The sequence below is a fragment of the Streptosporangium roseum DSM 43021 genome, assembly GCF_000024865.1.
In the GTDB taxonomy this organism is placed as follows: Bacteria; Actinomycetota; Actinomycetes; order Streptosporangiales; family Streptosporangiaceae; genus Streptosporangium; species Streptosporangium roseum.
The window spans coordinates 5,842,660-5,869,105 of record NC_013595.1; the positions used below are offsets into that span (position 1 = coordinate 5,842,660).

Annotated in this window: 27 protein-coding genes; 12 read left to right on the forward strand and 15 right to left on the reverse strand. The window is 71.0% G+C overall.

The annotated features are described in order from the left end of the window. Positions 1 to 210: 210 nt before the first annotated feature. Entirely contained in the window at positions 211 to 1,185 is a 975-nt protein-coding gene (locus SROS_RS25670) for a helix-turn-helix domain-containing protein (protein WP_012891829.1), read from the reverse strand. Between the two features lie 71 nt (positions 1,186 to 1,256). On the opposite strand from SROS_RS25670, the gene SROS_RS25675 reads away from it, so the two are divergent. Then, positions 1,257 to 1,571 carry a cupin domain-containing protein gene (locus tag SROS_RS25675; protein ID WP_012891830.1) on the forward strand — a complete coding sequence of 105 codons (315 nt, stop codon included), beginning with the start codon at positions 1,257 to 1,259 and terminating at the stop codon, positions 1,569 to 1,571. Positions 1,572 to 1,719: 148 nt separating this feature from the next. Here SROS_RS25675 and SROS_RS25680 read toward each other — a convergent pair whose 3' ends face one another. Further along, positions 1,720 to 1,920, reverse strand: coding sequence for a ferredoxin (locus tag SROS_RS25680; RefSeq protein ID WP_012891831.1), 201 nt, complete (start codon positions 1,918 to 1,920; stop codon positions 1,720 to 1,722). 40 nt (positions 1,921 to 1,960) lie between these two features. Further along, on the reverse strand, positions 1,961 to 3,172 hold the full coding sequence (locus tag SROS_RS25685) for a cytochrome P450 (RefSeq protein ID WP_012891832.1): 1,212 nt from the start codon (positions 3,170 to 3,172) through the stop codon (positions 1,961 to 1,963). Between the two features lie 264 nt (positions 3,173 to 3,436). Here SROS_RS25685 and SROS_RS25690 point away from each other — a divergent pair, with 264 nt between their 5' ends. Next, positions 3,437 to 4,075, forward strand: a complete 639-nt coding sequence (locus SROS_RS25690) for a TetR/AcrR family transcriptional regulator (protein WP_012891833.1) — start codon at positions 3,437 to 3,439, stop codon at positions 4,073 to 4,075. 164 nt (positions 4,076 to 4,239) lie between these two features. Next, entirely contained in the window at positions 4,240 to 4,941 is a 702-nt protein-coding gene (locus SROS_RS25695) for an FMN-dependent NADH-azoreductase (RefSeq protein WP_218919703.1), read from the forward strand. 61 nt (positions 4,942 to 5,002) lie between these two features. On the opposite strand, the gene SROS_RS25700 is transcribed toward SROS_RS25695, so the two are convergent. The 3 genes from SROS_RS25700 to SROS_RS25710 form a co-directional block, all read right to left on the reverse strand. Continuing rightward, positions 5,003 to 5,467, reverse strand: coding sequence for a GNAT family N-acetyltransferase (locus tag SROS_RS25700; RefSeq protein ID WP_012891835.1), 465 nt, complete (start codon positions 5,465 to 5,467; stop codon positions 5,003 to 5,005). A gap of 168 nt (positions 5,468 to 5,635) precedes the next feature. Continuing rightward, complete coding sequence (locus SROS_RS25705) at positions 5,636 to 6,772, reverse strand: FAD-dependent oxidoreductase (protein WP_012891836.1); 1,137 nt, start codon at positions 6,770 to 6,772, stop codon at positions 5,636 to 5,638. Positions 6,773 to 6,951: 179 nt separating this feature from the next. Then, positions 6,952 to 7,776: a class I SAM-dependent methyltransferase gene (locus SROS_RS25710; protein WP_012891837.1), complete on the reverse strand. Its 825-nt coding sequence runs from the start codon at positions 7,774 to 7,776 to the stop codon at positions 6,952 to 6,954. A 72-nt stretch (positions 7,777 to 7,848) separates the two neighbouring features. Between SROS_RS25710 and SROS_RS25715 the strand changes: the two genes are divergently transcribed. After that, on the forward strand, positions 7,849 to 8,496 hold the full coding sequence (locus SROS_RS25715; protein WP_012891838.1) for a TetR/AcrR family transcriptional regulator: 648 nt from the start codon (positions 7,849 to 7,851) through the stop codon (positions 8,494 to 8,496). A 219-nt stretch (positions 8,497 to 8,715) separates the two neighbouring features. On the opposite strand, the gene SROS_RS25720 is transcribed toward SROS_RS25715, so the two are convergent. Next, positions 8,716 to 9,807 (reverse strand): hypothetical protein, encoded by a 1,092-nt coding sequence (locus SROS_RS25720; RefSeq protein ID WP_012891839.1) that lies wholly within the window; start codon positions 9,805 to 9,807, stop codon positions 8,716 to 8,718. A gap of 206 nt (positions 9,808 to 10,013) precedes the next feature. Next, complete coding sequence (locus SROS_RS25725) at positions 10,014 to 11,168, reverse strand: RtcB family protein (protein ID WP_012891840.1); 1,155 nt, start codon at positions 11,166 to 11,168, stop codon at positions 10,014 to 10,016. Positions 11,169 to 11,495: 327 nt separating this feature from the next. Between SROS_RS25725 and SROS_RS25730 the strand changes: the two genes are divergently transcribed. Further along, positions 11,496 to 12,476, forward strand: coding sequence for a zinc-binding dehydrogenase (locus SROS_RS25730; RefSeq protein WP_012891841.1), 981 nt, complete (start codon positions 11,496 to 11,498; stop codon positions 12,474 to 12,476). A gap of 57 nt (positions 12,477 to 12,533) precedes the next feature. On the opposite strand, the gene SROS_RS25735 is transcribed toward SROS_RS25730, so the two are convergent. After that, positions 12,534 to 13,085 carry a helix-turn-helix domain-containing protein gene (locus tag SROS_RS25735; protein ID WP_043652941.1) on the reverse strand — a complete coding sequence of 184 codons (552 nt, stop codon included), beginning with the start codon at positions 13,083 to 13,085 and terminating at the stop codon, positions 12,534 to 12,536. 59 nt (positions 13,086 to 13,144) lie between these two features. Between SROS_RS25735 and SROS_RS25740 the strand changes: the two genes are divergently transcribed. Continuing rightward, on the forward strand, positions 13,145 to 14,422 hold the full coding sequence (locus SROS_RS25740; protein WP_043652944.1) for an alpha/beta hydrolase: 1,278 nt from the start codon (positions 13,145 to 13,147) through the stop codon (positions 14,420 to 14,422). A gap of 208 nt (positions 14,423 to 14,630) precedes the next feature. On the opposite strand, the gene SROS_RS25745 is transcribed toward SROS_RS25740, so the two are convergent. Together SROS_RS25745 and SROS_RS25750 are read right to left on the reverse strand one after the other, a co-directional pair. After that, positions 14,631 to 15,788: a cytochrome P450 gene (locus SROS_RS25745; protein WP_012891844.1), complete on the reverse strand. Its 1,158-nt coding sequence runs from the start codon at positions 15,786 to 15,788 to the stop codon at positions 14,631 to 14,633. A 100-nt stretch (positions 15,789 to 15,888) separates the two neighbouring features. Beyond that, the gene (locus tag SROS_RS25750) at positions 15,889 to 17,400 is read right to left on the reverse strand and encodes an MFS transporter (RefSeq protein WP_012891845.1); all 1,512 of its coding nucleotides are present in this window, start codon (positions 17,398 to 17,400) and stop codon (positions 15,889 to 15,891) included. A gap of 130 nt (positions 17,401 to 17,530) precedes the next feature. Between SROS_RS25750 and SROS_RS25755 the strand changes: the two genes are divergently transcribed. Then, positions 17,531 to 18,019 (forward strand): MarR family winged helix-turn-helix transcriptional regulator, encoded by a 489-nt coding sequence (locus tag SROS_RS25755; protein ID WP_012891846.1) that lies wholly within the window; start codon positions 17,531 to 17,533, stop codon positions 18,017 to 18,019. Positions 18,020 to 18,264: 245 nt separating this feature from the next. Here the strand turns inward: SROS_RS25755 and SROS_RS25760 are convergent, their stop codons facing one another. Continuing rightward, positions 18,265 to 18,504: a helix-turn-helix domain-containing protein gene (locus SROS_RS25760; RefSeq protein WP_012891847.1), complete on the reverse strand. Its 240-nt coding sequence runs from the start codon at positions 18,502 to 18,504 to the stop codon at positions 18,265 to 18,267. Then, on the reverse strand, positions 18,504 to 19,121 hold the full coding sequence (locus tag SROS_RS25765) for a DUF2975 domain-containing protein (protein WP_012891848.1): 618 nt from the start codon (positions 19,119 to 19,121) through the stop codon (positions 18,504 to 18,506). Before SROS_RS25765 ends, SROS_RS25760 begins: the two co-directional genes overlap by 1 nt. A gap of 338 nt (positions 19,122 to 19,459) precedes the next feature. Here SROS_RS25765 and SROS_RS25770 point away from each other — a divergent pair, with 338 nt between their 5' ends. Together SROS_RS25770 and SROS_RS25775 are read left to right on the forward strand one after the other, a co-directional pair. After that, on the forward strand, positions 19,460 to 19,906 hold the full coding sequence (locus SROS_RS25770; RefSeq protein ID WP_012891849.1) for a hypothetical protein: 447 nt from the start codon (positions 19,460 to 19,462) through the stop codon (positions 19,904 to 19,906). Further along, a complete protein-coding gene (locus SROS_RS25775) occupies positions 19,903 to 20,214 on the forward strand; it encodes a transcriptional regulator (protein WP_012891850.1) in 312 nt (103 codons plus the stop codon). The genes SROS_RS25770 and SROS_RS25775 overlap by 4 nt, the downstream gene beginning before the upstream one ends. 241 nt (positions 20,215 to 20,455) lie before the next feature. Here the strand turns inward: SROS_RS25775 and SROS_RS25780 are convergent, their stop codons facing one another. Then, positions 20,456 to 22,939: a tetratricopeptide repeat protein gene (locus SROS_RS25780; protein ID WP_245564262.1), complete on the reverse strand. Its 2,484-nt coding sequence runs from the start codon at positions 22,937 to 22,939 to the stop codon at positions 20,456 to 20,458. 180 nt (positions 22,940 to 23,119) lie between these two features. Here SROS_RS25780 and SROS_RS25785 point away from each other — a divergent pair, with 180 nt between their 5' ends. Beyond that, positions 23,120 to 23,575, forward strand: coding sequence for a carboxymuconolactone decarboxylase family protein (locus SROS_RS25785; protein ID WP_012891852.1), 456 nt, complete (start codon positions 23,120 to 23,122; stop codon positions 23,573 to 23,575). A 286-nt stretch (positions 23,576 to 23,861) separates the two neighbouring features. Here the strand turns inward: SROS_RS25785 and SROS_RS25790 are convergent, their stop codons facing one another. After that, positions 23,862 to 24,542 (reverse strand): TetR/AcrR family transcriptional regulator, encoded by a 681-nt coding sequence (locus SROS_RS25790; protein ID WP_012891853.1) that lies wholly within the window; start codon positions 24,540 to 24,542, stop codon positions 23,862 to 23,864. A gap of 22 nt (positions 24,543 to 24,564) precedes the next feature. Between SROS_RS25790 and SROS_RS25795 the strand changes: the two genes are divergently transcribed. Then, positions 24,565 to 25,914: an MFS transporter gene (locus tag SROS_RS25795; RefSeq protein ID WP_012891854.1), complete on the forward strand. Its 1,350-nt coding sequence runs from the start codon at positions 24,565 to 24,567 to the stop codon at positions 25,912 to 25,914. Beyond that, positions 25,911 to 26,348 (forward strand): hemerythrin domain-containing protein, encoded by a 438-nt coding sequence (locus tag SROS_RS25800; RefSeq protein WP_012891855.1) that lies wholly within the window; start codon positions 25,911 to 25,913, stop codon positions 26,346 to 26,348. The genes SROS_RS25795 and SROS_RS25800 overlap by 4 nt, the downstream gene beginning before the upstream one ends. Positions 26,349 to 26,446 lie beyond the last annotated feature (98 nt).

A 26,446-nucleotide genomic window follows, 5' to 3' on the forward strand; every position in this document is an offset into this window, starting at 1 on the left:
GGGAGCGGCGGGCTTCGTCCACCCGCACCATTTCCGCCGCGCTGTTCGTCCAGGAGCCAGAGCGTCAGCGGTGACGCCCTGCGTGCCGGGCCGCGGCAGGAGACGTCGTCGCGGCCTACCGGGGCGGCGATCGGCTCCGCCTCGACGTCCGCGGCGAGGACGCCGGAGAGGCTGATGCCGTCCCCGCGGCCGTGGCCGCCGGGCGGAACCTCAGGAGCTCGGCTGCGAGCCACTGGTGTGACGGCCGAAGGACCGCCGGTAAGTGGCGGGTGTGGTGTGCACCATGGAGTGGAAGTGCCTGCGGAGGTTGGTGGCCGAGGACAGACCGACTCTGGTCGCGATCGTCTCCACCGGGAGATCCGACTCCTCCAGGAGGGCTTGAGCCGCCGTGACGCGTTGGCGGAGCAACCATCTGCCGGGGCTGACGCCGAGTTGGTCGGCGAATCTGCGGGCGAGTGTCCGCGTGGAGACCCTGGCCCGCGCGGCGAGGTCGTCGACGGTGAGGGGCTCGTGCAGCCGTTCGGCGGCCCAGTCGAGAACGGGGGCCAGGGAGTCGGGCAGGCGGTCGGGGGCGGCATGCGTGGCGTACTGGAGCTGCCCGCCCTCGCGGTGCGGGGGCATGATCATGTGCCGGGCGATCTGCGCGGCGTAGGCGGCGCCGTGGTCGGCGCGGACCAGGTGCAGGCACAGGTCGATGCCCGCGGCGCTGCCGGCGCTGGTGGCGACATCGCCCAGGTCGATGTACAGCGTGTCGGGTTCGACCTGGACGCCGGGGAACCGGTCCGCCAGCTCGGCCGCCATCCGCCAGTGCGTGGTCGCCCGGCGGTGGTCCAGTAACCCCGCCTGGGCCAGCAGGAAGGCGCCCGAGCAGATCGCGACGACGCGGGCGCCTCGCCGGTGGGCCTGCCGTAGCGCGTCGATCACGGCGGGCGGGGCGGGCTGTCCGGAGTGCTGCCAGCCGGGGATCACCACCGTGTCCGCGGCCGCGAGTGCCGACAGTCCCTGATCCACCGCCATGTGGTAGCCCGCCAGCGTCGGCACGGAGCCCCGGCGCTCCGCGCACACCTCGAAGTCGTAACGGGCGGGCAGGCCGGGACGGCTCACACCGAAGACCTCGGCGGCGCACGCGAGCTCGAACGTGGACTGCGGCGGTAGGACCAGTGCGACCACCCGGTGAACACTCATGGCAGAAAAATACCCATGGGTGTCAATCCGGACACTGGGCCGGCGCGGGCACCTGCCACGACGATGAGGTCATGACGCAAGATATTCAGATCCTGAACGTTGACGAGATCGAACCCGTTGAGGTCGCTACCGGGATCCTCCGACGGCGGCTGCCGACCACCGAGTGGGCTCGCGGCTGGATGTACGACTTCGCTCCCGGAGCCGAGTGGCCCGAGGTTGACGTGCACGACGGCGAGGAACGCTATTTCGTGGTGTCGGGCGAGTTCATCGACCGGGGGCACCGGCTCGGGCCGGGCAGCTACGTGGTGTTCGCACCGGGCAGCACGCACCGCCCGCGGACGGAGACGGGGGCACGCATGCTGGGCATCAGCATCCTCCCCCGGTAGCGGCCTCGCCGACGTCGGGCCTGCCACCGGAGGACACGTCCCCGGAACGACCTGGCGAGGCCGGCTGCCTCGCCAGGCTCGTCGTGGGATCGCGGTGCTACCCATGCCCCCGATCTACCTGGTCAAAGGGGCCGAACGTGCTTGGCGCTCACGCCTCCTCGCTCACCTCGATGGCGGCGGCCGGGCAGACGGCGGCGGCCTCGCGGACCAGGGCGTGCCGGTCCGCGGCGGGCTCGGGTTCGAGCAGGATGACGATGCCGTCGTCCTCGCGCTGGTCGAACACCTCCGGCACGATCAGCACGCACTGGCCGGCACCGCAGCATCTGGCCTCGTCCACGGTGACTTTCATGTGGGGTTCCTCTCTGTCGGGCAGGTGTGGCGGTGCCGAGTCACCAGCGGACCGGAACCGTGCGCAGGCCGCCGACGGCCAGCCCCTCCACCCGCTCCAGCTCCTCCACCGGTACGGCCAGCTCCAGGGTCGGAAGCTTGCGCAGCAGCACTTCCAGCACGACCTGCAGCTCGGTGCGGGCCAGTGCCTGGCCCAGACAGGAGTGGGCGCCGCTGCCGAAGGACAGGTGCGGGTTCGGGCTGCGACTCAGGTCCATCTCGGCGGCGGCCTCGAAGGCGCTCTCGTCGCGGTTGGCGGCGGCCATGCTGCACACCACGGTGGTGCCCCGGGGCAGGACCGTGCCGCTGACCTCGGTCTCCTCGCGCAGGTAGCGCGGCAGGCCGAAGCCGGAGTTGGCGTCCAGGCGCAGCGACTCCTCCACCGCCGTGCGGATCAGCGACGGGTCGGCGAGCAGCGCCTCCCACCGGCTGCGGTCGGCAAGCAGCATGGAGACCATCTTGCCGATCATGTTGGCGGTGGTCTCGTGCCCGGCGACCAGCAACGCCATGCCGGTGACCAGGATCTGGATGTCGGCCAGCCCGCCGTCCTCGGGGCCGCCGGCCGCGATCAGCTCGCTCAGCAGGTCCTCCCCCGGCTCGGACCGCTTGGCGGCGACGTGGTCGGACATGTACTGGAAGAACTCGCCCTGGGCGGCGTCGATCTCGGCCTTGCCGTAGCGGGTGAGGTTGAGCAGCGTGTCGGACCAGTAGGAGAACCGGTCGCGGTCCTCGGCGGGCACGCCGAGCATGTCGCAGATGACGTACACCGGCAGGGGGAAGCCCAGGCCGGCCCTGAGGTCACCGGGCAGGCCGCGCTTGACCATGTCGTCGATGAGCTGATCGGCGATCTCCGTCATCGAGGGCCGCAGGGCTGTCATGCGCTTGGCGGTGAACCACTTGCCGACCAGGCGCCGCCAGTGCTGGTGCTCCTCGCCGCCGTCCGGGATGATCGTCGCTATCTCGCTGTTGAACACCCCGCCTCCCTCTGCCGACAGCCTGGCCGCGTCGGGCGCGTTCAGCTGGCGGGTGAAGCGCGGGTCGGCGAGCACCTGCTTGACGTCCGCGTAGCGGGTCAGCAGCGTCGCCCGGTCGCCACTGGGCAAGGTCACGTGGGCGACCGGGCACTTGCCGCGCAGCTCCGCCCATTCGGCGGGTGGCTCCAGCGCCGCGTCAGCGGGGATCGGGTAGCTCAGAACCTGCTCGTTGAGGCTCATTCGGCATCTCCTTTTATCCGGATGGTTGGTCGCCTGTGAACAGGCGGCTGATCGGCTCGTGTCGGTGTCGGTGTCGATGTGCCGACGCCCCGACGATCAGGATGCTCCCGAGCGAGGTCGTGGGGTGTCGCTCAGGTGGAGAGCAGCGGCCCGGCCCGCACGTGTCCGCATATGGCGTGCTCCTTTCGATCATCCCCTCCAACCGAGGTTACCCTACACGTGTAGGAAATCCTGCATGTGTAGCTTGACGGTAAGCTGACAGGTGTGGCCACGACCAGAGACAGCACCACCCCATCGGGCGACCGGCGCGTACGCCGCACCCACGCGGCCCTGGCAAGCGCCCTGATCCAGCTCGTCGAGGAGCAGGACCTGTCCCGGATCAGCATCGCCGACGTCGCGGAACGCGCCGGAGTGAGCCGCTCGACCTTCTACGACCACTACCGGGACGTCCACGAGCTGGCCGAGACCGCCTGTACCGCGATGATCGACGGCTTGATCGGCTCTCTGCCCGCCCCCGGCATCGATTCGGCGGATCCGGCGCCGGAGGCGACCCAGTCGCTGGAGGCGTTCTTCGCCAGTCTCGCCCAGCACGCCGGGCTCTACCGCGCCCTGCTGGGGCCACAGGGCAGCGCGCGCCTCGTCGACCACATCCGCCGGCGCATCGCCGCGACCGTCTACGACCGCATACACCAGGCCGCTTCCGGCAACGATCTCCCGGAGCTCGCCGGCTCGCCGCCGGACATCCCGCACGACGTCCCGGCCGCGTTCACCGCGGGAGCGCTCATCGGTGTGGCCGCCGACTGGCTCCAGCGCGGATGCCCGCGGCCACCGGCCGAGATGGCCACCCTGACCTGGCCGCTCTTCAGCGCGCTCTACCACGTCGACGCCGGCACGCTCACCTGAGGCCGGGCTCGAAACCGCGGTATCCGGACACCGCTCCGGACAGGACCCCGGCCGTACCGCACCCGCGTGAGGATCTGGCGGGCAGCCCCCCGGCGTCGGCGTTCTCCAGAGGTGGTCGCCGAGGTAGGAAACGTGCCCGTTCGCTATGATCTACACCGGTCGCCGTGCGCCTCGCCATGGCGCCGGGAAGGATCGCTGACATGTCGACGCTGCTTCATCTGGATTCCTCGGCCGATCGCTCGACGTCACGGTCACGGGCTATCACCGCGGCTTTCGCGTCGGCCTTCCGTGAGGCCGGGCCGGGCAACGTGGTGATCCATCGCGACCTGCACACCGACCCGCTACCGCATCTGGCCGATGCGAGCCTGCACTGGGCAGCGGGCCTGCGGGCGGCGGACGCGAGCCCGGAACCGGCCGCCGAGGACCTCCAGCGGCGTCTCATCGACGAGTTGCTGGGGGCAGACGTGCTCCTGATCGGCGTCCCGCTGTACAACTATTCGCTGCCCTCCAGCCTCAAAGCCTGGCTCGACCACATTCACGTCCCAGGACGGACGGCGCCGTCGGCGATCTCATCCGCCCCGCTGGCCGGTCGGCCGGCGGTGCTGGTCGCCATCCGGGGCGGCAACTACGACAGTGGAACGGTGAACGAGGGACGCGACCACGCGACTCCCGTCCTGGAGCTGATCCTGGGAGAGGAGATGGGGATGGCCGTCACCGTGATCACCAACAGCCTGACCCTGGCATCCAGCGTTCCCGCACTCGCCGGACAGGCCGGCCGCAGTGAGAGTGAGTACGCGCACGCCCTCCGGCGCGCACGTGACCTCGGCGAACAGCTCGGTTCCCGCACGACGGCGCCTCGGCGGTAGTGACGCATCGATCCTCTGGGCGCGCCGCCGTCCGTCGGCCCCGGGGCGAGCGAGGATCGGATCAGCGGAAGATCAGCTCGTACTCGACCTGCTCGATGAGGTTGCCGTCACCGAAGTCGTGGCCGCGGACCGCACCTGACTCCGCGAAGCCGCTCTTGGTGTAGAAGCGGCGCGACTGGGGCGTGTCACGTAGCGTCCACAGATGGACCCGCCCGAAGCCTTTCTCGCGGATCATGTGCAGGGAAGCGGTCACCAGGGCATTCGCGACACCGCTCCCCCAGCCATCCGGGTGCCCGTAGAAGCCGAAGATCTCCGCCGACTCCAGCTGTGCCGGCGAGGAGCCGAAGTAGGAGAAGGCCAGCCGTCGCCCGTCCAACGCGGCGAGCATGGCGGTCCTGCCGTTGTCGTCGGCGAGCATGTCGCGCCATTTGCCGCGCCGCTGCCGCAGCGCTTCGGCGAAGAACTCCGGGGCGAAGAAGCGGGCGTAGGCAGCCCTCCAGGCCTCTGCGTGGATCTCACCGACCACGTCCCCGTCCTCTGGGGAAGCTTGGAACACTGCGAAGTCTCCGGTCACAAGGTCACAGTACCGACCTCGGACAGCTTCTGCAATTTAAGCGCATCTGCATATCAATCGCACTTGCGACTTACTTGCAACAAGAAACCGATCTTGACGAGCGGGCCCATGCCGCCGGTCTCAGATCCGGTTGCTGAGGGTGCGCAGCAGACGCCCGAACCCCCGCGTGGCAAGACGCGGCGGCGTGACGCCGTTCATGCGCATGAGGAACTCGCTCTGCATCAACACCCTCGGGCCGGACACCGCGAGGCTGTGCGTGGCGACCGCCGAGGCGAGGGCCGCCTGCCGCCTCCGCCTGGAGGAGTACACGCCTACGACTCCGGCCGGATCGGGTACGGCGCCCAGGCAGTCCACCAGCGTCGCCACGTCCTCAAGCGCCTGGTTCGTGCCCTGCGCCATGACAGGCGGCATCCCGTGCGCCGCGTCCCCGAGCAGCACGCACCGCCCGTCGCCCCAACGGCGCGGCACCCTGTGCCGGATGTGCGGGAACACCTCGGCGTCGCCCTCCCCCAGCGACGCCAGAACCTGCTCGACCGGCGAGCCCCACCCCGCGAACCGGCGGCGCAGCATCTCCAGCGGCCTGTCCTCCGGCGGCGCGCCCGGCGACCACGGCACATCGAAGAACCACTGCATGAGCCCGTCACCCGCACCCATGCACCCGAAGTCACCCTGCCGGCCGATCATCATCGTCGTGATCGATCCGGGATCGAAGGGGGCCGGCGTCAGGCCCTGCCAGCTCGCCACACCGGTCAGCGCCGCCTGGCCGGCGCCCAGGACGAGGGCACGCACCTGCGAGTGCACACCGTCGGCTCCGACCAGGAAGTCGCCGCTGTACTCCTGACCTGTTCGCGTCCACACCCGTACGCCGTCACCGCCGGCCCGCAGTCCGGCGACCCGCGCACCGAACCGCACGGTCCCCTCCGGCAGCCCGCTCGCCAGGAGGGTGATCAGCGACCCGCGCGGGATCACCCGCACCTCCGACCCGAACCGTTCCGCCAGCGTCTCCAGGTCGAACTCCAGCACCCGGCGGCCGCCGGCGGTCCGCAGGCACAACGCCGCCAGCCGCTGCCCCACCCCTTCCAGGTCAACGCCCAGGTCCCCGAGGATCGCCGTACCGTTGCACCACAGGGTGATGGCCCCACCCCCGAGACGCAGCCCCGCCGCCTGCTCCAGCACCACCACCTGGTGCCCCGCGGCGATCAATCCCCGCGCCGCCGCGAGCCCGCTGATCCCGGCCCCCGCCACAAGCACCCGCATCGGCGACCTCCGCAGAAACTACAGGCTGTAGTACTACTCTTTATAGAGCATCGGTGCCGCCATCCACAAGATCCAGATCCCTGCCACCCGCCGGGCCGACGGCCCCTGGCGGGCTCACCGGCGGCGCCGGCCGGATCGACCGGCACCACGGCGAGCAGCGGGCGGACCGTGGTGCGAGGTCAGGCGGCACCGGTCCGCGCCGCGGTGACCACCGCCGTGGTGTAACGCATCGTGAAACCGCCTCCCATCGCGTCGACGGCGGCGCCGACGCCGGCCAGCACCTCCTCCAGCTTGGCCGGCGAGAGCCGGGTGTGGCCGCCGGTGGTGGGCAGCTGGTCCAGCCACTCGTCCCGGGTGTATGAGCGCTCCCAGTCGAATCGCCACTGCTCCGGCTCGCCGAACGCACCCACCTCCCGGATGCCGTCGGCCGCCCCGGCGCACAGGACCGAGTATCCGTCCGAGTCGGCCGTCCACTGGCGGGAAGCGAGCGAGCCGGGCATCATCCGGCGGTAGACGGCGGAGAGGGCTTCGGCCACGTCGGGCGGGGGTTGGCCCACGTTCCAGAAAACCGCCAGCCGGCCACCGGGCCGCAGCGCCTCGGCCGCCTTCGCCGCTCCCGCGACCGGATCCACCCAGTGCCAGGTCTGCCCGGAGACGACGGCATCGAATGCCCGGCCGGCAGGGGCCCAGGCTTCGAACGCCGCCACCTCGACCTCGAATCCGCGCTCCCGCGCCCACCCGGCCATCCGCGCGTCGACCTCGACCCCGAGCACCCCGCAGCCGGCCGCCTGGAACTGCCGGGCCGCGACGCCGGTACCGATGCCGACGTCGAGAAAGTCGGGCCCGGGGCTCTCGGCGACGATCCGCTCCACCATCGCGTCGGGATAGCGGGGCCTGGCCCGGTCGTAGCGTGCGGGGTCCGAGCCGAACGACTCCGCTATCTGCCGGGCTTGATGAGGTTTGAGTTCGGAGGAATGTGCGCGCTCCGGCGGTATAGTGGGCATGTGCCCACAATAAGTGGGCACATGCCCACTCGTCAATCGGGTGCGGCGGAGCGAGAAAAGGAGAGATGCACGGTGCCGACAGGCGTGACCCTCCACGACGTGCGCGACCAGCTGTTCGACGCCGCCGAACGCGTCCTGCTCCGGGACGGGCCGAGCGGGCTGACCAGCCGGGCGGTCACCACGGAGGCAGGCTGCGCCAAGGGCGTCCTGCACCGGCACTTCGCCGACTTCGACGCCTTCCTCGCCGAGCTCGTGCTGGACCGCGTCGCCCGGATCGACGGCCAGGCCGCCGCCCTGCGCGACTCCGCCGGGACCGGCACCGTCGCCGGCAACCTCACCGGCGCGCTGACCGCCCTGTTCGAGTCGGTCGCCGTGGCGATCGTCGGCCTCGTCACCTCCCGGGATGACCTGCGCGCCCGGCTGCGCCAGGCCAGGCCGACCGGCGTCCCGATCCTGACGGAAGCCGCGGCCATGATCGCCTCCTACCTCACCGCCGAGCGGGAACTGGGCCGCGTCGCGGAGGATGCCGACGTCGACACGCTCGCTCCCACGCTGATCGGGGCCGCGCACATGCTGTTCGCCGACCGGAAGAGCCCTCCGCCGGAGGCTGGAACCGTCCACAAGGTCGTGGCCACGGTCATCGCCGGTGTCGCGCAGGAGCCGCTGCCACTCACGGCCCCCGGGGAATCGGCCCCCGGCCCTGGCCGTTCCCGCGGATGAGGGCGGCTCCCCGGAGGTCAAGGGGGCAGCCCGCTTCCGACAGGGCGGCCTGGCGCGAACAGCGTTGCCCGGATCGGTACGGGCGTACGCCCGGATGTAAACGGGAGAACCGCTACGACCACCATCGACCCCACGGCGGCCTCGGCGGCCGGACCTCCTACGAACGTCTCAGGCAGAAGCCCCGGCCCCAGGCGTAAACGATGGTCGTCGGCGGCACGGCTAGCGGGCCACGTACGTGATCATCGCCGGATGGTCGACCTGGACGGCACCGTTGTAGCAGGTGACGTAGCGGATTCTCACGAACGTCGAGTACAGCTCCCAGGGGGCGAACAGGTTGCAGAACTCCGGGCCGTAGCCGAACGCGGTGACCTGGACGTTGTCCCGGTATCCCTGGACGTCACCGAAGATCACCTGCTTCCTGGCGACCGCGTACCTGCTGAGCTGCACGCCCGAGGACCGCGAGTTGTAGCTGACAGGGTACGGCGTCGGCACGTAGGGGCCCGTGGTGTCGGGGACGTTGTCGAAGGTGTAGGCGAAGCGGTACGACGGGGGCGTCCACGTGATGGCCCGCTCGCGTTGGTAGGTCAGGCTCCACCCGGTGTTCAACGGCGTGCCGGTGGCGTCGTAGCAGCGCACCAGGATGCTCTGCGCGGCCGTCGTCGCGTTCCATCCGCCCAGCTTGCAGCGGGCCGGTACGGCGGGGTCGACCGCGGTGACCTGGATGTTCCCGGCGTGGCCCGCCGAGCCGAGCCCCGGCAGGGTGACCCGCCACGATCCCGGGGCCGTCCACGGCTCGGCGGTGTTCACGGCGGCCGGCGCCGAGGAGTTGAACCGCGCGGCCACGGCGGAGCCGTCCCAGTGCACGTATCCGAACGCCTGGGGCGCGGGCAGGTACTGGGCACTGTGCCCGAAGGTGACGGAGAACCATGAGGCGATCGGGCCCACGCCGTACCGGTGGCACTGCACCGCCACGATCTCGTCGGTGCCCGACTGCCACCAGCCCTGGACCTGGCACCAGTCGGCGGACTGGGAGATCGCCGTGACGTGGGCGACTCCCCCGGTGGCCATGCCGATCTGCGGGAACTTCACGAACACCTGACCGGGGCCGCCCGGGGTGGCCTCGACCGTGAACCCGTCCGGCCAGGAGCCCGCCTGGCGCAGGGGGTCCGCGACGGGGCCGTTCCTGACGACAGCGAATCCCCAGCGGCCGGGCTCGGCCGCCGTGGCGTCCGTGGCGGCCGCGACGAGCCCGGTCGCGGCCAGGGCCGCGGCGCAGAGCGTCCGTACGATCACTGTCCATAACCGGCGCATGTCAACCTTCGTCCACATCGGAGCGGTGGCCGTGAGCGGGGGTGGCGCGCGTGTGCTCTCCGGCTCTTGATAACCCGCCGGACGGGCCGCTGAGAAGGCCCAACTTGACCGGTGAGCCTGTCTCCTGACCGAAACCGCGCTCCGGCAGGAGCGGTGGCCGCCGGTCACCGAGCGCCCGCGCCCGCAGCAGCCGGGACCGCCAGAAGTCACCCCTTGTAGTTGAAGATCTGCCGCAGCGTGTGCTGCACGGTGACGAGGTCGCGCTGATCCGCCATCACCTGATCTATCGACTTGTAGGCCTCGGGGTGCTCGTCGACCAGGGCTTCCGCGCGGTCGGCGTTCCACGTCCGGCCGTCCATGGCCTCGGTGAGGCTGGCGGCGGTGAGCTTCTTGCGGGCCTCGGTACGGGACATGCGACGGCCGGCTCCGTGGGAGCAGGAGTTGTAGGAGGCCGGGTTGCCCAGGCCGGTCACGATGTAGGAGCGGGTGCCCATCGACCCCGGGATGATCCCCTCGTCGCCTCCGGCGGCCTTGATGGCTCCCTTGCGGGTGATCCACACATCACGGCCGTGGTGGCGTTCCTGCTGGGTGAAGTTGTGGTGGGCGTTGATCGTCCGGAGCGCGGAGCCGTGTCCGACGATCTCGAACAGCGACGCCACGAGGACCTCGGCCATGCGGGCGCGCGAGGCCATGGCGTACCGCTGGGCCCACAGCATGTCCTCGATGTAGGCGGTGAACTGCGGGGTGCCCTGAACGAGGTAGGCCAGGTCGGGGTCTTCGAGGGTGATGAAGTACTGCTTCATCAGCTTCTTGGCCTCGCCGATGTGCCGCTGCGCGAGCTGGTTGCCGATGCCCCGCGATCCCGAGTGCAGGACGGTCCAGACGTGGTCGCGCTCGTCGAGGCACACCTCGACGAAGTGGTTGCCGGAGCCGAGCGTGCCGAACTGGGAGATGGTCGTGCTCTCCTGCTTGCCGGTCAGGGAGGTGTGCGGCGTCCCGACCTGGCCGAGGAAGGCGTCCACGCGGGGGTCGTCGTGCCCCTTGCCGACGCCGGCCGGGATGCGCTGCTCGACGAGCGGCATCAGCACGGCCAGGCCGCCGGGCAGGTCCGCGGCGGTCAGGTCGGTCTCGGTGGCGACCATGCCGCAGCCGATGTCGACTCCCACGGCCGAGGGGATGATCGCGCCCTGGGTGGGGATGACGGAGCCGACCGTGGCGCCCATGCCGACGTGCGCGTCGGGCATCAGCGCGACATGACTCGGGACGAAGGGCAGGCGGGCGGCGCGGGCGGCCTGTTCGACCGTACCGGGCTCGATGTCGCTGGCCCACGAGAGGAGGCCGGGTGCTACCTGCTGGGGCATGAGGGACGCCTTCCTGCTGGATGATCTCTTCGCAGGCTAGCGGGCCGTTCGATGTTGATACCAACGGGTTTATGGGAGGTGCGCCCATGTGGCCGGTTGAATGCCCGTGCCCTCCGGCGGCCGTATGCGTGCCGCGCCGTCCGGAGAGGCTCAGACGATCGGGGCGGCCGGCGGCCGGTTTGATGAGGTCGTCATGGTGGGAGCGGAGGGACGGAAACGCCTCATGTGGGGGGCATCTCCGCCGGGGCGCGGTGCGAGACTTGACCTCAAGTTAAGTAGAGGTTGAAGACTGGGTGTTCTTCAGTAGATCTACCGGAAGGAACGGTCATGCGCGCCGTCGTACTGCACGTGTTCGGGCCCGCCGAGAACCTCCGCTATGAGACCGTGCCCGATCCCGTACCGGGGCCGGGCGAGGTCCGCGTCTCGGTGAGGGCCGCGGGAGTCCACCAGATCGAGACAGCGATGCGGGAAGGGCTGGAGATCGGTCCGCCGCTTCCCGAACTCCCGGCGATCTTCGGGGGAGAGGTGGCCGGCGTCGTCGAGGCGGTCGGGCCGGACGTGGACGAGGCCTGGATCGGCGCCGAGGTGGTGACCGCGCAGGGCAGGCCGGGAGGCTACGCCGAGCTCGCCGTCGCCGGAGTCTCGTCCCTGCACCGGATTCCGGCCGGGCTGGGGTACGAGGCCGCCGTCACCATGGTCGTCACCGGCACCACCACCGTCGGCCTGCTCGACATCGCCGATCTCACCTCCGACGACGTGGTCCTGATCACCTCCGCGGCCGGTGGCATCGGCCGCCTGGTCGTCCAGTTCGCCCACCGCCTCGGCGCCACGGTCATCGGCGCGGCGGGCGGACCGGCGAAGACGGCGGCCGTGCGAGAGCTCGGAGCCGACATCGCCGTCGACTACAACCTGCCGGACTGGGCGGACACCGTCCGCGACACCCTGGGCGGTCGCGGCCTCACGGTCGTTCTGGACGGTGTCGAGGGTGACAAGGGGCGCGCCGCCTTCGGGCTGCTGGCCGAGGGAGGGCGCTACATCACCATCGGCGCGGCCTCGCGGGAGGAGTTCCGTCCCGATGAGACGGAGCTGAAGGAGCGCGGCGTGCGCTTCACCGACGCGCTGATGCTGCTGCTGGAGGGTCAGGACGGATCCGCCGACGCGGCTCGCGCACTCGCGGCGGCCGCCGACGGGATTCTGCTGCCCGCCTTTCAGAGCTTCCCCCTGTCGCAGACGGCCGCGGCGCACGCCGCCCTGGAGTCGCGGGCGACGACGGGCAAGGTCGTCCTCGTCCCCGACGCCCACCGGTGAGATTCCGCAGATCAGGAACAACGAATCAGGCCGGCAGCGCGTGCGTGCGGTGGTGACTCAACCGGCGTCGGGGGCGGGGGACGGTTCCTCGATCGGGAACAGAATCGGGCTGAGCAGGTATTGCGCGCGGTCGGGCGTGGATTGGTTCGCCAGCCGGGGCGCGATCGCGCCGCGCAGTTCGCCGATCATCTCAAGGAGTTCGGCTCGGCTGAGCCAGACAGCATGCTGCCGGTAGCCGACGAGGTCTGCCGCCGGGTCGGCGTGGTCTCGGTCGAGGTAGGCGTTGAACTCGGCGAGCAGGCTGGCCGCCGCCGCGGCGAACGCGTGCCGGTGATCGTCGAGTGACGCCGACTCGATCGTGTCGGGGTCGATCGACGCCCGGTCCTGACGCAGTCGGTATCGGCGCTCCACCGCGCCGCGCACTCGCTGCTCGTCGGCCACCTCCAGGACTCCCCCGGCGGCGAGCAAGTCGACGTGCCGGTAGACGGTGGCCTTCGAGACGTCGGGAATGCGGGCGCACAGCTGGGAGGTCGTCAGCGTCCGCCCTCCGCGCATCGCGTGCACAACGCGTAGCCGTACCGGGTGCCCCAGAAGCTCGAACGTGTTCACCTCCTTACGATCTCATATCGTGCTACCTTTCTCAAACAACGAGAAAGGTAGGGGCGGAGATGACGATGGGAACCGACCCGGCAGCGACCGCCGTCGCGGTTGTCGAGATGGCATGTGAGGGACGCTTCGCCGACATCGAACGGCTCTTCACGCCCTCGCTGCGAGCGTTGGTCGGCGCCGAGGTGTTGCAGGCCGCCTGGACAGCCGAGATGGGCAGGCGCGGACCGGTTGGCACTGTCGGGGAGCCGGTGAGCGAGCCGGCCCAGGCGGGGCTGGTCCGTGTGAGTGTCCCGGTGGCCTGCGAGCACGCGGGACTCACCGTGGTGGTGGCGGTTGACCACGACGGCATGCTGCACGATCTGCGGCTTACCGCTATCACCGCGCCCTGGACGCCTCCGCCGTACGCCGACCCGGCGAGGTTCGACGAGCACGACGTCACGGTCGGCGACGGCCCTCTCGCCGTGGCCGGCACGGTGAGCCTGCCGCATGGGCCCGGCCCGCGAGCGGGCGTCGTGTTGCTCGGCGGGGGCGGGCCCTTCGACCGCGACGCCACCAGCGGAGCCAACAAACCACTCAAGGACCTGGCCTGGGGGTTGGCCGGTCGCGGTGTCGCGGTGTTGCGGTTCGACAAGGTGACCCACACCCACAGCGAACAGGTGGCGAACGCAGCCGGCTTCACGATGACCGACGAGTACGTGCCGCACGCGGTCGCCGCCGTCCGGCTTCTCCAGCGGCAGCCGGGCGTGGACCCCGCCCGCGTCTTCGTTCTCGGCCACAGCATGGGCGGTAAGGTCGCGCCGCGTGTCGCGGCTGCCGAGGCGTCCGTCGCCGGTTTGGTGATCATGGCCGGCGATACGCAGCCGATGCACCAGGCCGCCATCCGCGTCATCCGTTACCTCGCCTCGCTGGATCCCGGACCGGCGACGGAGGCGGCCGTCGAGGCGTTCACGCGGCAGGCCGCGATGGTCGCCGGTCCCGACCTGTCACCGTCGACGCCGACCGAGGCGCTGCTGTTCGGCTGGCCGGCGGCGTACTGGCTGGATCTGCGCGGCTACGACCCGGTCGCCACCGCGGCGGCGCTGGACAAGCCGATGTTCATCCTCCAGGGCGGCCGCGACTATCAAGTGACGGTGGCCGACGATCTGTCAGGGTGGAAGGCCGGCCTCGCTCACCGGCCGGATGTCACGATCCGCGTCTACGACGCCGACAACCACCTGTTCTTTCCCGGCGCGGGTCCGTCCACGCCCGCGGAGTACGAACCCCCGCAACACGTGGACCCGGCCGTCGTCGCCGACATCGCGGAGTGGCTGGCGCCGGAGCACGGGAAGATCGCTTGACCGGTTTCCCGCGTCAAGCGCCTCACGGGCCGGCAGGAGGGGCGCGCGCTTCTCACCTCTCCCCCGCGCGGCCCGTGAGGTGAGGTGACGCGTGGCGTTGTGCCTCTCCTCGGATCGCGATCCGAGGAGGGGCGCCCTCTCCAGAGCCGGGACCCGGCTCAGGGAGTCAGCCCCCGCTCACTCGGGGCGCGTCGGATGCCGTGGGGCATCAGCCCCGCAGATTCACCGGCAGAGCGGTCAAGCGGCTCCCCTGTATGCCGCCGAGGTCGGTCTGCCGGAGCTCGGCGAACGGCACCGCGAGGCATGCGTCGGGGAAGTCGGCCCGCAGGACCTTCACGACCGCGCTCAGCTCGAGCTGGGCGAGCTGAGCGCCGGTGCAGTAGTGCGGGCCGGCGCCGAAGGTGAGGTCCGGTCCGATCGACCGGCCGGGATCGGTGTTGATGCCCTGGATGTCGACGAGCACCGGCGAGCGAGCGGGGAGCCGCACCCCGGCGAGCTCGATGTCGGCCGAGGTGAACCGCCAGAGGCTGAAGGGGGCCGGCGAGTGCAGGCGCAGCGTCTCCCGGACGAACTCCTCGGTCGTGGTCCCCTCCGCCGCGGTGCGGTCGGCCTCGAAGACCCGCGCGAGCAGAAATCCCAGCGACGGGTCGGTGGTGAGCTGTCCGGCGTAGATCAGCGTGAAGAGCAGGTAGTGCAGCTGTGTCTCGGTGATGTCGTCGGGGACCCGATCGCGCAGCTCGACGGCGAGACCGTCCCGGCCGTCGCTCAGCGCGGCGGCGGCCAGTTCCCCGAAGGCGGCCATCGCCGCCCCCACCTCCCCCGGGTCGTCGCTGAACATGCCCCGGCAGGCCGCGATGGCCTGGTCGGTCCGGTCGAGCGGTACGCCGAGCACGTTGCAGACCACGGTGAGAGGGAACCGTGTGGTGAAGTCGGCCATCAGATCCACCGTCTCACCGGTGTCGGCGAGCTCGGTGAGCAGCTCGCGGGCGAACGCCGTGATCCGTTCGGAGTAGTCGCGCATCCGCCGGGCCGTGAAGAGCGGGGCGTGTGCTCGGCGCAGCCGCTCGTGCGCCGGGCCGTCGAAGGTGGTGAGCGAGGGTTGCACGGCGGCAGTCGGTTCGAGACCCGCGGTCCGCGGGTCCCAGCTCTCCGGCGCGCAGGCCGGGTCCTTCACAATGCGGGGGTGGACGAAGACCTCCCGGGCCAGCGCGTCGTCGGTGACGATCCACGCCGGGCCGCCGGCCGGGGCCTCGGCCCGGACGATGGGACCTGCGGCGCGCAGAGCGGCGCGAGCGGGGTGGGGTTCGCCGACTCCGCGGATGGTGACGGCGAACGGGTCGACGGTGGCGCGGGGCGCGTCGGTCATCAGATCTCCTTGGAAGCTGTCCGGGTCGGGGTGGCGAGGACGGTGTCGACCGTGTCCGGCCGTACGAGAGGCTGTGTCGCGGCCTGCGGCGTGCTCGCGGTCACTCGTGTGAGGCGTTCGCGCGCTTGGGGAGCAGGAGCATGAGTGCGGCCGCGCCGATGTAGCAGGCGACCTGCCAGGGCAGGATCGTGGCCAGGGCGTCGCCGTAGGCGATGAGGCCGGTGCCTCCGCCGGTGAGGGAGCTTTCCAGCCGGGTGAAGAACACGACGCCGAGTACGGCGACGCCGAGCGCGTTGCCGACCTGGCCGACGGTGGTGAGGACACCGCCCGCGGCACCGGCGTCTTTGGCGGGCACGCCGGCGAGAACGACGTTGATCAGGGACGGGGCGGTGAGTCCCAGCCCCAGGCCGCCTACGAACAGCGGCGCGGCGAGTGCCCAGTAGGAGGGTTCGGCGCCGCCACGGACGATGAGAAGCAGAGCGACCTGGGACGCGGCCAGGACCAGCGAGCCCGATACGAGCAGAGCGCGGTGGGCGAACTGGACACCGATCCCGGAAGTGATGATCGAGCCGACGGCATAGGGCAGGATCACCAGACCGGTTTCGAGCGCGGTACGTCCAGTGCCCAGCTGAAGGTAGAGCGACAGCAGCAGGAAGAAGGAGCCGAGTGCTCCGAAGAACAGCAGGGAGGCGGACAGGCCTCCGGCGAAGGCCCGTACCCGCAGAAGGCCGGGATCGAGGATCGGCTGCCCGCCGCGTGCGACCAATCGCCGCTGCCGGATGAGGAACAGGGCCGTGACCGGCACCGAGAGCGCCAGGATGAGGAAGCCCCACCAGGGCCAGCCCCAGTCGCGTCCTTGCATGAGGGGCAGGAGCAGGAGCACCACGGCGGCGGCGGCGAGGACCGCGCCCGCCAGGTCCAGCCGGGCGTTGCCCGGCACGCGGGACTCGGGCATGAATCGGACTCCCACGATCAGAGCGATGATCGCGATCGGAACGTTGACCCAGAAGATCGCCCGCCAGCCCAGGCCGAAGAGGTCGGCTTCGACCAGGACTCCACCGAGCAGCGGTCCGGCCACCGAGGCCAGGCCCAGCACGGCGCCGTAGGCGCCGAGCGCCTTCGCGCGTGCGCCGGGCTCGAACGAGGCGCGGATGATGCCGAACACCTGCGGGATCATCAGTCCGGCTGCCAGGCCCTGGGCGACCCGCATGCCGATCAGCACGCCGGAGTCCGGCGCCAGCCCGCAGCCGGCCGAGGCCAGCATGAACGCGGCCAGTCCGAGGAGGAACACGCGACGGCGTCCGAACTGGTCGCCGATGCGGCCGCCGGTGATCAGGCCTGCTCCGGCGGCGAGCGTGTACCCGGCCAGCATCCACTGCAGGGCCGCCACGCCGGCGCCCAGATCCTCGGCGATCGCCGGGGCCGCCACGCTGACGATCGTGGCGTCGAGGAGCTCCATGAAGTCCGCGACGAGGATCGCGGCCAGAACGATGCCCGCCGTGCGCCCGGACAGGAGGGGCGCGGCCGTCGCGCCGCCACGGAGGCGGGGGGATGCGGTCGTGCCGCGCTGTGCTCCCCGGTCAGAGGGCTGGGGAGGGGAAGACGTATCCATCCATCTACCTTCATCTTAAAGTAACTCCACGATGGAGCAACTTTGCGAGAAAGGTAGATTGGTTGGCGGTAGGTTGTCAACATGTGTCACCGGCGCAGATCGCCGGCTTCGGAGAAGGCGGAGGGCCCAGATGGAGGAGCCGGTGCTCGGCGACGTCGCGGCGCAGCGCGAACGGCTGGCGGAAGGGCTCAGGGCCTACGGCGCGAGCTTCACCGAACTGGGCCGTCGCTTCGCAGCCCGGTTGGGGGTGCACTCCACCGACGCCTTCGCCCTGCTGGAGATCGCCTCCGCCGCGGAGAGCGGCGTCCCGCTCTCCCCCGCCCTCCTCAGCAGACGCATCTCACTGTCCTCGGGGGCCATGACCGCGCTGCTGAACCGCCTCGAACAGGCCGGGTACGTCACCCGCACCCGCGGACACACCGACCGGCGGATCGTCACCCTGCACAGCAGCGCGCAGGTCAAGGAGCTCGCCGAGGAGTTCTTCGCCCCCGTCAACGAACGCCAGGACACCATCTTGGCCCAGTACCCGCCCGAGCTGCTTCACCAGCTCGAGACCGTCCTGGCCCAACTGTGTTCCACCCTGGACGCCCAGCTCGCACCGCGACAGGAGGACATCTGACGGACGACCGTCCGTCAGCCGGCGGCAGGGCGCCGCCCTTCCCCCGCGAGATGGCGATCCACCTGCCGCGCACCGCGCACGCGCCACTCCGGGGACCGTGAAACGGACGGCGCCCCTCCAGGGCCGGCCGCCGGCAGACGCCCCCCGGCGGTCCGCCCCGGCTCACCCCGGGGTGGACTCCGATGCAAGCGGCTTGAGCCCTGTCCCGTCGGCGCCGACCGGCGACCTCCGGACAGCTCGTCCGCTCATCGTGTCTCCCCGGGGTGATAGCCGAGCAGATCACCTGGCTGGCAGTCGAGCACTTCGCAGATCTTGGTCAGCGTGGTGAACCGGACGGCCTTGGCCCGGCCGTTCTTCAGGATGGACAGGTTGACCACGGTCACCCCGACCCGGTCGGCCAGCTCGGTGAGCGTCATGCCGCGCTCGGCCAGGAGCCGGTCGAGGTGGACGGTAATGGCGTGGGCGTCCATCTCGGCGGGCGACATCAGACGGTCCCTTCCAGGTCGTCGCGCATCCGCACCCCGTCGCGCAGGACACCCGCCAGCGCCAGCAGTCCAAGCCCGACGAGCGGGACGACCAGCGGGATCTCCCTCACCCAATAGGTGGCCTCGTCCACGGCCAGCGTGTCCAGCAGCCTCATCGTCGCGAAGTTCTCGATCTGGGGAGCCAGAAGACCACCGACCAGCAGCCACCAGCCCAAGAAACGCACCTGACGCGCGGCCTGCGGAATGTAGACGCCGCCGCGGGCGCGCCACAGCAGCCGCCACAGCAGGAAGAACGCGCCGGCGGTCACCACGAAGCCGGGGAAGGTGGTCAGGGCCTGCCGGAGGTACTGGCCGGTGTCGGGGGAACCGTCGATGAACCGCAGGTCGCCCGCCGAGGCCATGACGCCCGGCCGGGTCATCTCCGTGAACGCCGGGTGATCGAGAGGGATGCCGTAGCTGTTGGGTGACCGGGCCACCACGGAGTCGAAGGTCAGGCCGAAGAGGCCGGCCCGGGAGCAGAGCACCATGCCGGTGATCACTCCGGTCACCAGGACGAGGGCCGCGAAGACCGCGGGTTGGCGCGCCACTCGTCCGATCGCGCTGTGCGGTGTTGCCATCAGGTCACCTCCGAGGCGTATCGTTTTTCGATGGTATCGATAAACGTAGCCATTGAAAAACAATACGGCAAGCGGGCCTCAGCCGACGGACGCCCCAGCGAACCGAGTGATTCCTGTCTCCGGCCGGCGGTCCCCGCCTTGCCCGTCCTGCCTTCACGGCTTGCCGAACCGCCGCGGCTCCGGTCCGAAGTGCCACTGCCCGAGCGCCCGGCCTACGGCCCCGCCCATCCGCGCACACCGCTCCCACCGGGGCCACCGTCATGGGCGCCGTACAAACAGTTTCCGTGACGGAAAATCTAGTGTTGACAACACGGAAAGCCTGAGCGACTGTTTCCAGTATGGAAACAGAAGAGAACTTCGAGCGCCCCTCCCCGGCCCAGGCCGCCGCCGCGCTGGAGACGGCCCGGCAGGCCCGTGCCTCCGGGTACGCCCCGATCCCGGCCTGGTTCTTCCCCGCCCTGGGCCTGCTGGTGGCCGGCGTCATGCTGTTCCAGATCGACATCGCCCCTGAGCTGGGGTTGCTGGCCGTGGCAGGGGTGATAGCGGGCTACGTGGTGACCGAGCGCGTCTACAACAAGCAGGTCAGCCGGTCCGGAATCGCACCGCGACAGCTCACGTTCGGCCAGCAGCTGGTTCTCGCGACGCCACTGGCCGCGCTCTGGGTCGCCGGTGAAATCCTCAGCGCCAGCTGGGACGGGGTCTGGCTGGTCGCCGCCGCGGTGGGCGGATGCTGGACGGTCGGATACGGCCTCTTCCACAACCGGCGGGCGCGGACCTCGGTATGAAGGTCACCGACAAGGCCGAGGACGGCTTCGAGGCCACGATCCACGCGCCGAACCGGCTGCGGATATGCGCGCTGCTGGAGGCGGCGGAGCAGGTCGAGTTCGGCCTGGTGCGGGAGCGGCTGGGGGTCAGCGACTCGGTGCTGAGCAAGCATGTCAGCGTACTGATGGACGCCGGATACGTGCAGCAGACCAAGGGCGTACGCGACACCCGGCAGCGCGTCTGGCTCTCGCTCACCAAGTCCGGCCGCGCGGCGTATCGCGCGCATGTCGCGGCCCTGCGCGCCATCGTCGGAGAAGCGCAGGAGTGATGAACAAGATCACTCCTGCGGAGTAGCGGCCCGGCCGCTCCGTTCATTCGAAAACGGAGCGCCGGCCGATGGGAGGGGTGCCGTGGGTGTGGAACGACTCGATCGTCTTCAGGCCCCGGACCTGGCCCTTTGGGCGCAGACGACTCCGGGGCAGCCGGCCTACGAGGACCCGCCCTGCGTGGGCGGGTCCGGCGGGACACCGCGGCGCCTCGAACTCGGGCCGGACATGAGACCGGTCACCTCAGGCGCCTGGTTTGAGCTCCTGCACGATGGCCTGCCCGGCCGCGCGGTGTTCGGCGGCTGCGGGCGGGTCCGTCTCGTCGAGGACGCCGGCGATTCCCTCGTGGGCCAGCGCCTCCGCGTACCGGTACCCGAGTCTCGGGGCCAGCTCCAGCGCTTGCCGGTGCAGCCGCAGGGCCTCCTCGGGCAGGCCCGCCAGCCGGCAGGTCTCGGCGTAGCCGTTGAGGAAATGGATCTTCCAATGTTCCTCGAACAGCTCGTCCAGCAGGGCGAACGCCTGGCGGTGGCTGGCGAGCGCCTCTTCGTACCGGCCTGTCTGCCGCAGCGCGACGCCCAGGCAGTTGAGGCACCACGCCTCGTTGTGCTTGTGCCCGTCCTCGCGGGCCAGCGCCAGCGCCTGCTCCAGGTGCTCCATCGCCTCGTCGGGTTCCTCGGGGGCGATGGCCACGCCGAGGGTGATCCGGGCCGTCAGCGTGGGGGGCCATGCGGGGTCGGTGTGCGGGATGTCCAGCGCCTCGCGGGCCAGCCGCGCCGCCTCCTCACGGTGTCCCAGCTGCAGCATCGCCCAGGCCTCGTACGCGATCGCATGGGCCGTGCCCATCGGGCAGCCGGCGTCCGCGTACAGTTTGCCCGCCAGCCGGAAAAGGCCGAGTGGCTCCTCGACATGGCCCTCGTCCCACCTCAGGTAGCCGCGGCGCATGGTCAGTTCGGCCTCGGACCTGGTGTCCACGGCCTGGGACAGCAGCGGTGCCGCCGCCTCGTACGCGGCACTCGCCTCCGCCATCCGGCCCGCGTTGTACCGGGCGAAGCCCAGGTCGCTGTGCGCCTCGGCCAGCTGCAGCGGATCGTCCAGGCGCTGCGCGGCGACCAGCGACCGCTCGAACAGGACGTTGAGATGCGTCGTGCCACAGCGCCGCGCGAAGAACGCCCGCATGAAGCGCGGCAGCTCGCACACGTGCACGTCGGCTCCGGCCGCGACCGCCGCCTCGAAGACGGCCATCAGGTTGGTGTACTCAGTGACGAACCAGTAGAGGGCCGCGTGCTTGCCCGCGAACCGCGGCAGCTCGGCCGGGGGGCGGCCCGCGGAGACCGCCCGGCTGGGAGACAAGTACGACATCGCGGCGTCGGCCGTGGCCGCCGCGTGCACGTAGTAGTCGAGCACCCGGCCCAGCGCCTGCTCCAGCTCCGCCGGTGAGTCCTGCTCGGCAGCGGACCGGCGCGCGTGCTGGTGCACCAGATCGTGCAACCGGTAGCGGCCGGCCGCCGCCTGCTGGACGAGGTGCGCGTCGAGCAGGTCCTCCAGCATCGCCCGGGCGCTGCGCAGAGGTATGTCCGCCAGTGCCGCCGCCACGTACTCGTCGAAGGTCGAGCCGGGAAGCAGGCCCAGCAACCGGAACAACCGGCGCTCGGCCCGGTCCAGCTGCCGTACGGACATCGCGAGCGCGGTGTCGAACTCGCCCGCGCCCTCCGCCATACGCTCGACGAGGATGCCTACAGTCCAGCCCGGCCGGTGGCGCAACCGGGCCCCGGCCAGCCGCAGGGCCAGCGGCAGGTGGCCGCACAACCGCAGCACCTCGGCCGCGGACTCCGGGTCGCGGGCCAGCCGGCCGTCGGAGCCGCCGGGATCGCCGCTGGCGCGGGCCAGCAGCTCCGCACTCTCCTCCGGGGTCAGCACGTCCAGCGACACCGGGGGCACCTCGTCCAGGCCCAGCAACCGGTTGCGGCTGGTGATCAGGGCGACGGAGTGGCCGGCGCCGGGCAGCAGCGGGCGGACCTGGTCGGCGCCGGCGGCGTTGTCGAGGACCACGACGGCCCGCCGGCCGGCAAGTTCCGACCGCCAGCAGGCCGCCAGCGGCTCGATGCCACCCTCCTGCGGGATCTTTTCCGATGGCACGTCGAGGGCGGCGAGCAAGGCCCGCAGCGCGGGTTCGGGACCGAGCGGTTCCCGCCCGTCGGTGAACCCGTGCAGGTCCACATAGAGCTGGGCGTCGGGATAGTCGGCGGCGAGGCGGTGCGCGGCGTGCAGCGCCAGACAGGTCTTGCCGACACCCGCCATGCCGTCGACGGCGACCACCCGGCTGCTGTCCACCGCGGCGAGCACGGCGGCGAGCTGGGCCTCACGTCCGGTGAAGTCGGGCACGTCGCGCGGCAGATCGTTGCGGGGCGGGCGCGGAGCCCCTGCGGGTGGCGACGGGGGCTGGACCTGGCGGCTGGTCTTCGGAGGCGCCGGCAGGGGGTTCGCGGCCTGTTCCCACATGGGGCGCAGCGGGCGGGGGTCGCGCTTGAGGAGACGGCAGAGCGCGACCACCGCGGGCCAGGGCGGCACCGTCTGGCCGCTGAGGTAGCGCGAAAGCGACGACGAGCTGAGGCCCGCGTCCCGTGCGAGGGCCCGGACTCCGCGCTCCGACAGCTCCTGGAGCAGGCGCAGGCGGGCGGCCAGCTCGTCCTTCGGGTCGGCCTTCGCCGTCCGCTGCTGCACAGCCACCGTTCCCCTGTCTCCCTGTCCCACCTCGGCGGAAACTTCCTGAGGGCACTCGCCACTGGTCAGGGCCGTTTCAGCTGTCCCAGGGTGTCCCATCGCCGTCGTCATGCTAGCCCCCTTCGGCTGTCATGGATTCACGCCCCCCGAGGGACCGGGGCGCTGACCTGAAAGAGGAGAAACCCGATGCAGTCTCGTATGCAGAACCCCGCCGTCATCCTGTCCGGCGCGATGCAGCCCATCCAGGAGATCTTCAAGGCCGTGCACTCCGGTGGGGTGGCGGGGGAGATCCTGGAGCTGGTGCACCTGCGGGTCAGCCAGATCAACGGCTGCAGCGCCTGCGTGGACGGCGGCGTCAAGACGGCCCGCAAGGCCGGAGTGAGCGAGGAGCGGCTGGCCACGATCGTCGCCTGGCGGGAGACCCCGTACTTCACCGAGGAGGAGCGGGCGGCGCTCGCGCTGGCCGAGGCCGCCACCCGGATGGCCGACCGTACCGACGCGGTGAGCGACGAGATCTGGGACACCGCCGCCACCTACTTCGACGAGAAGCAGCTGGCCGCGATCATCCTGATGGTCGGCGTCACCAACATGTTCAACCGGCTCAACGCCACCACCCGGCAGATCGCGGGCGCATGGGGGTAAGGCGTGCCGGTCCCCGGGCAGCGTGCACGGACCCGCGGCCCGGGGGGCCGCTCGCCTCACCGCCGCGAGATTCCTCGGCGAACCCGGAGAGGCCGCGGCCGACGCGGTGCGCGTCGACGGCGCAAAGGTCGCCGCGCAACCGCTGTCGGCCGCGGCCTCTCGAAGCGCATTCCGAGACGGGCGGCAGGCGGGCTCCCCCGCGCGGATCGCAGGTCGCCCACGCACTCGTTCAAGGCGATCCGGGGCCGCGCGGACGCGCCTACCCGGGTGCCCGGAAGAGGACGTGTCACGGCCGGGCATCGGGGGGTACGGGTTTCAGCAGGCCGTCCACGATCGCCCGTACGCCCTTGCCGTAGGTGTCGCGGGTGGTCAGCTCCTCCCAGTGTTCGCCCAGCGCGGCCAGACGGGGCAGCCGCGTCGCGTCGAGGTTCGCGAACACCTGGCCGCGGTAGGTCGGCCTGCCGTCCTTGCGCCGGCGTGTCGCGGCCGCCCGCGCGGTGATCTCGCCTGCCGTGTAGTGCCAGACGATCCGGTACAGGTCCACGGCCGCCTCCGGGGTCAGCCCGGCGCGTACGGCCGCATCGATGATCGTTTCTGGGTACCACAGCGCGTGGACGGACATCAGGTCATCGGCTCTGAGCACCTCGACGATCCACGGGACGCCGATCAGCGCGCCGCGCATGGCGATGGCGGCGGCCACGATGCGCTCGCCCGGGTCGCCGGGCTCGCCGGATTCGCCGGGCAGCTCGGGTCTCGGCAGGCCGGCCGCGTAGTCGTCGAGCAGCAGCTGGAGCAGCTCGTCCTTGTCGCGCACGTGGTGGTACAGGGCCATCGGCGTGGTGCCCACCTCGCGGGCCAGCCTGCGCATGGTCAGGCCCTGTGTGCCCTCCTCGTCGATGATGCGGTGGGCCGCGGACACGATGTCCGCTCTGGAGATCCTGGGGGGCCGCCCCGTGCGTGCCGGCATCCTCCCATGTTACTTTCTATACATGTACAAAAAGTCGCCCTGGGTGGCCGTCGGCGTTCTCGCGTTCGCCGTGGCCGTGGCAACCCTGCAGATGACCGCGGTGGTGCCGCTGCTCCCCGTGCTGCAACAGCAGCTCCACGTGCCACTCACCTCCGCCTCTTGGACTCTCACCGCCTCGCTGCTCTCCGGAGCGGTCGCCATCCCCCTGCTGTCGCGCCTCGGCGACCTGTACGGCAGGCGGCTCGTGGCCTTGACCGCACTCGGGCTGCTGGTGGCCGGGGCGCTGCTCAGCGCCATGGCCACCACGCTCCCCCTGTTCATCGCCGGCCGGGTGCTGCAGGGCATGGCCGCCCCCCTGCTGCCACTGGCCATGGGCATCGCCAGGCAGGCGGTGCCACGTGATCGGCTGCCCACGGCCATCGGCGTGCTCAGCGCCATGATGGGGGTCGGCAGCGGCGCCGGCATGATCCTGGCGGGCCTGGTCGGCGGCACCTACCAGGCGTTGTTCTGGATACTTGCCGGGCTCGGCGCCGGCAGCGCCGCCTTGGTCGCCCTCCTCGTCCCCGGATCCGCCCGCCCCGCCCCCGGTGGACGCCCCGACCTTGCGGGCGCGGCACTGGTGGCCGCCTGGCTGGTCTGCCTGCTGCTGGCCATCAGCAAGGGCGCGGCCTGGGGCTGGACCTCCTCGCTCACCCTGGGACTGCTGGCGGGAGCCGTCGTGCTGTGCGCCGTCTGGGTGCTGACGGCTCGGCGTACCGCCTCGCCGCTGATCGAGATCCCCATGCTGCTCCACCGTGGGACGGTAGGCGCGACGGTGGCGTCGCTGCTGCTCGGGTTCGCGCTGTTCGGCGCCATCACCACGCTCTCGTCCGTGGCCCAGGGGATGTTGGGCGCCTCGGTGCTCCAGGTCGGCTTGTACTTGCTGCCGACGGCGCTTCTGATGCTGGTGGTTTCGCTGCTCGCCGGCCGCCTGATGCGCCGGTTCTCGGCGTCGTCACTGGTCGGCACCGGATCTTCGCTGGTGGCCACGGCCGCGCTGTGGCTGAGCTTCTCGCACCGGGACTCGTCCGATCTGTACGGGGCGGCGACCATCCTGGGCGTGGGCATCGGCCTCGGCTACGCGGCACTCGGCACGATGGCGGTCGAACACGTCGAACCGGCCAAAACGGCGGCAGCCGGAGGTGTGAACGCACTGGTCAGAGTCGTCGGAAGCAGCCTGGCGGGAGCGGTGACCGCAGCCGTGCTGTCCGGCGCGGGGGCGGGATGGAGCTTCGGGGCCTCAGCGGTCGCGGCCCTGCTTTCAGCGACCTTCGGCTACGCGCACAATGTTCTGGCCCGCGTTCCGGGCCTGCTGGCGGAGGAGTTGGCATGACGCACGAAGACGGCGTGACCGGCCAGCGGCTGATCGCCTGGGGAGACGAACTGGTGAAGCTGCACGACGGCTTCCGCCGCGACCTCGCGGAACTGCGGCGCACGTCCAGGTCGGGTCCCAGCCTTCGGGAGCACTGCCTGACCTTCTGCGAGGCCCTGCACGCCCATCACACCGGGGAGGACGATGTGCTCTTCCCCCACCTGGACGGCCTGCACCCCGAACTGGCCGACGTGCTGACCCGGCTGCGCGGCGAACATCAGACGGTGGGGCGCGTCCTGGCCCAGATCCGGATCCTGCTGGATGCCGGCGACTCGGCCGGAACCCGGACCGAACTCGACCGGCTCGCCGGAGAACTGGAGGCCCACCTTGATTACGAGGAGGAGCAGCTCGTGCCCCTGCTCAACAAGATGATCGACATCCCGGAAGACCTCTGAGGCCTGTTGCGGAAGGCGGCGTGCAGGCAGGTCAGGGCAGGGTTCGCGACCGCCGTGGTCACGGCGTGAGGGTCCGGACCGAAGAGACCATGAGCAAC

Coding starts and splice junctions, on each gene's coding strand:
- SROS_RS25670 (WP_012891829.1), bottom strand. CDS start 1,185: ATGAGTGTTCACCGGGTGGTCGCACTGGTCCTACCGCCGCAGTCCACG.
- SROS_RS25675 (WP_012891830.1), top strand. CDS start 1,257: ATGACGCAAGATATTCAGATCCTGAACGTTGACGAGATCGAACCCGTT.
- SROS_RS25680 (WP_012891831.1), bottom strand. CDS start 1,920: ATGAAAGTCACCGTGGACGAGGCCAGATGCTGCGGTGCCGGCCAGTGC.
- SROS_RS25685 (WP_012891832.1), bottom strand. CDS start 3,172: ATGAGCCTCAACGAGCAGGTTCTGAGCTACCCGATCCCCGCTGACGCG.
- SROS_RS25705 (WP_012891836.1), bottom strand. CDS start 6,772: ATGCGGGTGCTTGTGGCGGGGGCCGGGATCAGCGGGCTCGCGGCGGCG.
- SROS_RS25710 (WP_012891837.1), bottom strand. CDS start 7,776: ATGCCCACTATACCGCCGGAGCGCGCACATTCCTCCGAACTCAAACCT.
- SROS_RS25720 (WP_012891839.1), bottom strand. CDS start 9,807: ATGCGCCGGTTATGGACAGTGATCGTACGGACGCTCTGCGCCGCGGCC.
- SROS_RS25725 (WP_012891840.1), bottom strand. CDS start 11,168: ATGCCCCAGCAGGTAGCACCCGGCCTCCTCTCGTGGGCCAGCGACATC.
- SROS_RS25730 (WP_012891841.1), top strand. CDS start 11,496: ATGCGCGCCGTCGTACTGCACGTGTTCGGGCCCGCCGAGAACCTCCGC.
- SROS_RS25740 (WP_043652944.1), top strand. CDS start 13,145: ATGACGATGGGAACCGACCCGGCAGCGACCGCCGTCGCGGTTGTCGAG.
- SROS_RS25745 (WP_012891844.1), bottom strand. CDS start 15,788: ATGACCGACGCGCCCCGCGCCACCGTCGACCCGTTCGCCGTCACCATC.
- SROS_RS25750 (WP_012891845.1), bottom strand. CDS start 17,400: ATGGATACGTCTTCCCCTCCCCAGCCCTCTGACCGGGGAGCACAGCGC.
- SROS_RS25755 (WP_012891846.1), top strand. CDS start 17,531: ATGGAGGAGCCGGTGCTCGGCGACGTCGCGGCGCAGCGCGAACGGCTG.
- SROS_RS25760 (WP_012891847.1), bottom strand. CDS start 18,504: ATGTCGCCCGCCGAGATGGACGCCCACGCCATTACCGTCCACCTCGAC.
- SROS_RS25765 (WP_012891848.1), bottom strand. CDS start 19,121: ATGGCAACACCGCACAGCGCGATCGGACGAGTGGCGCGCCAACCCGCG.
- SROS_RS25770 (WP_012891849.1), top strand. CDS start 19,460: ATGGAAACAGAAGAGAACTTCGAGCGCCCCTCCCCGGCCCAGGCCGCC.
- SROS_RS25775 (WP_012891850.1), top strand. CDS start 19,903: ATGAAGGTCACCGACAAGGCCGAGGACGGCTTCGAGGCCACGATCCAC.
- SROS_RS25785 (WP_012891852.1), top strand. CDS start 23,120: ATGCAGTCTCGTATGCAGAACCCCGCCGTCATCCTGTCCGGCGCGATG.
- SROS_RS25790 (WP_012891853.1), bottom strand. CDS start 24,542: ATGCCGGCACGCACGGGGCGGCCCCCCAGGATCTCCAGAGCGGACATC.
- SROS_RS25795 (WP_012891854.1), top strand. CDS start 24,565: ATGTACAAAAAGTCGCCCTGGGTGGCCGTCGGCGTTCTCGCGTTCGCC.
- SROS_RS25800 (WP_012891855.1), top strand. CDS start 25,911: ATGACGCACGAAGACGGCGTGACCGGCCAGCGGCTGATCGCCTGGGGA.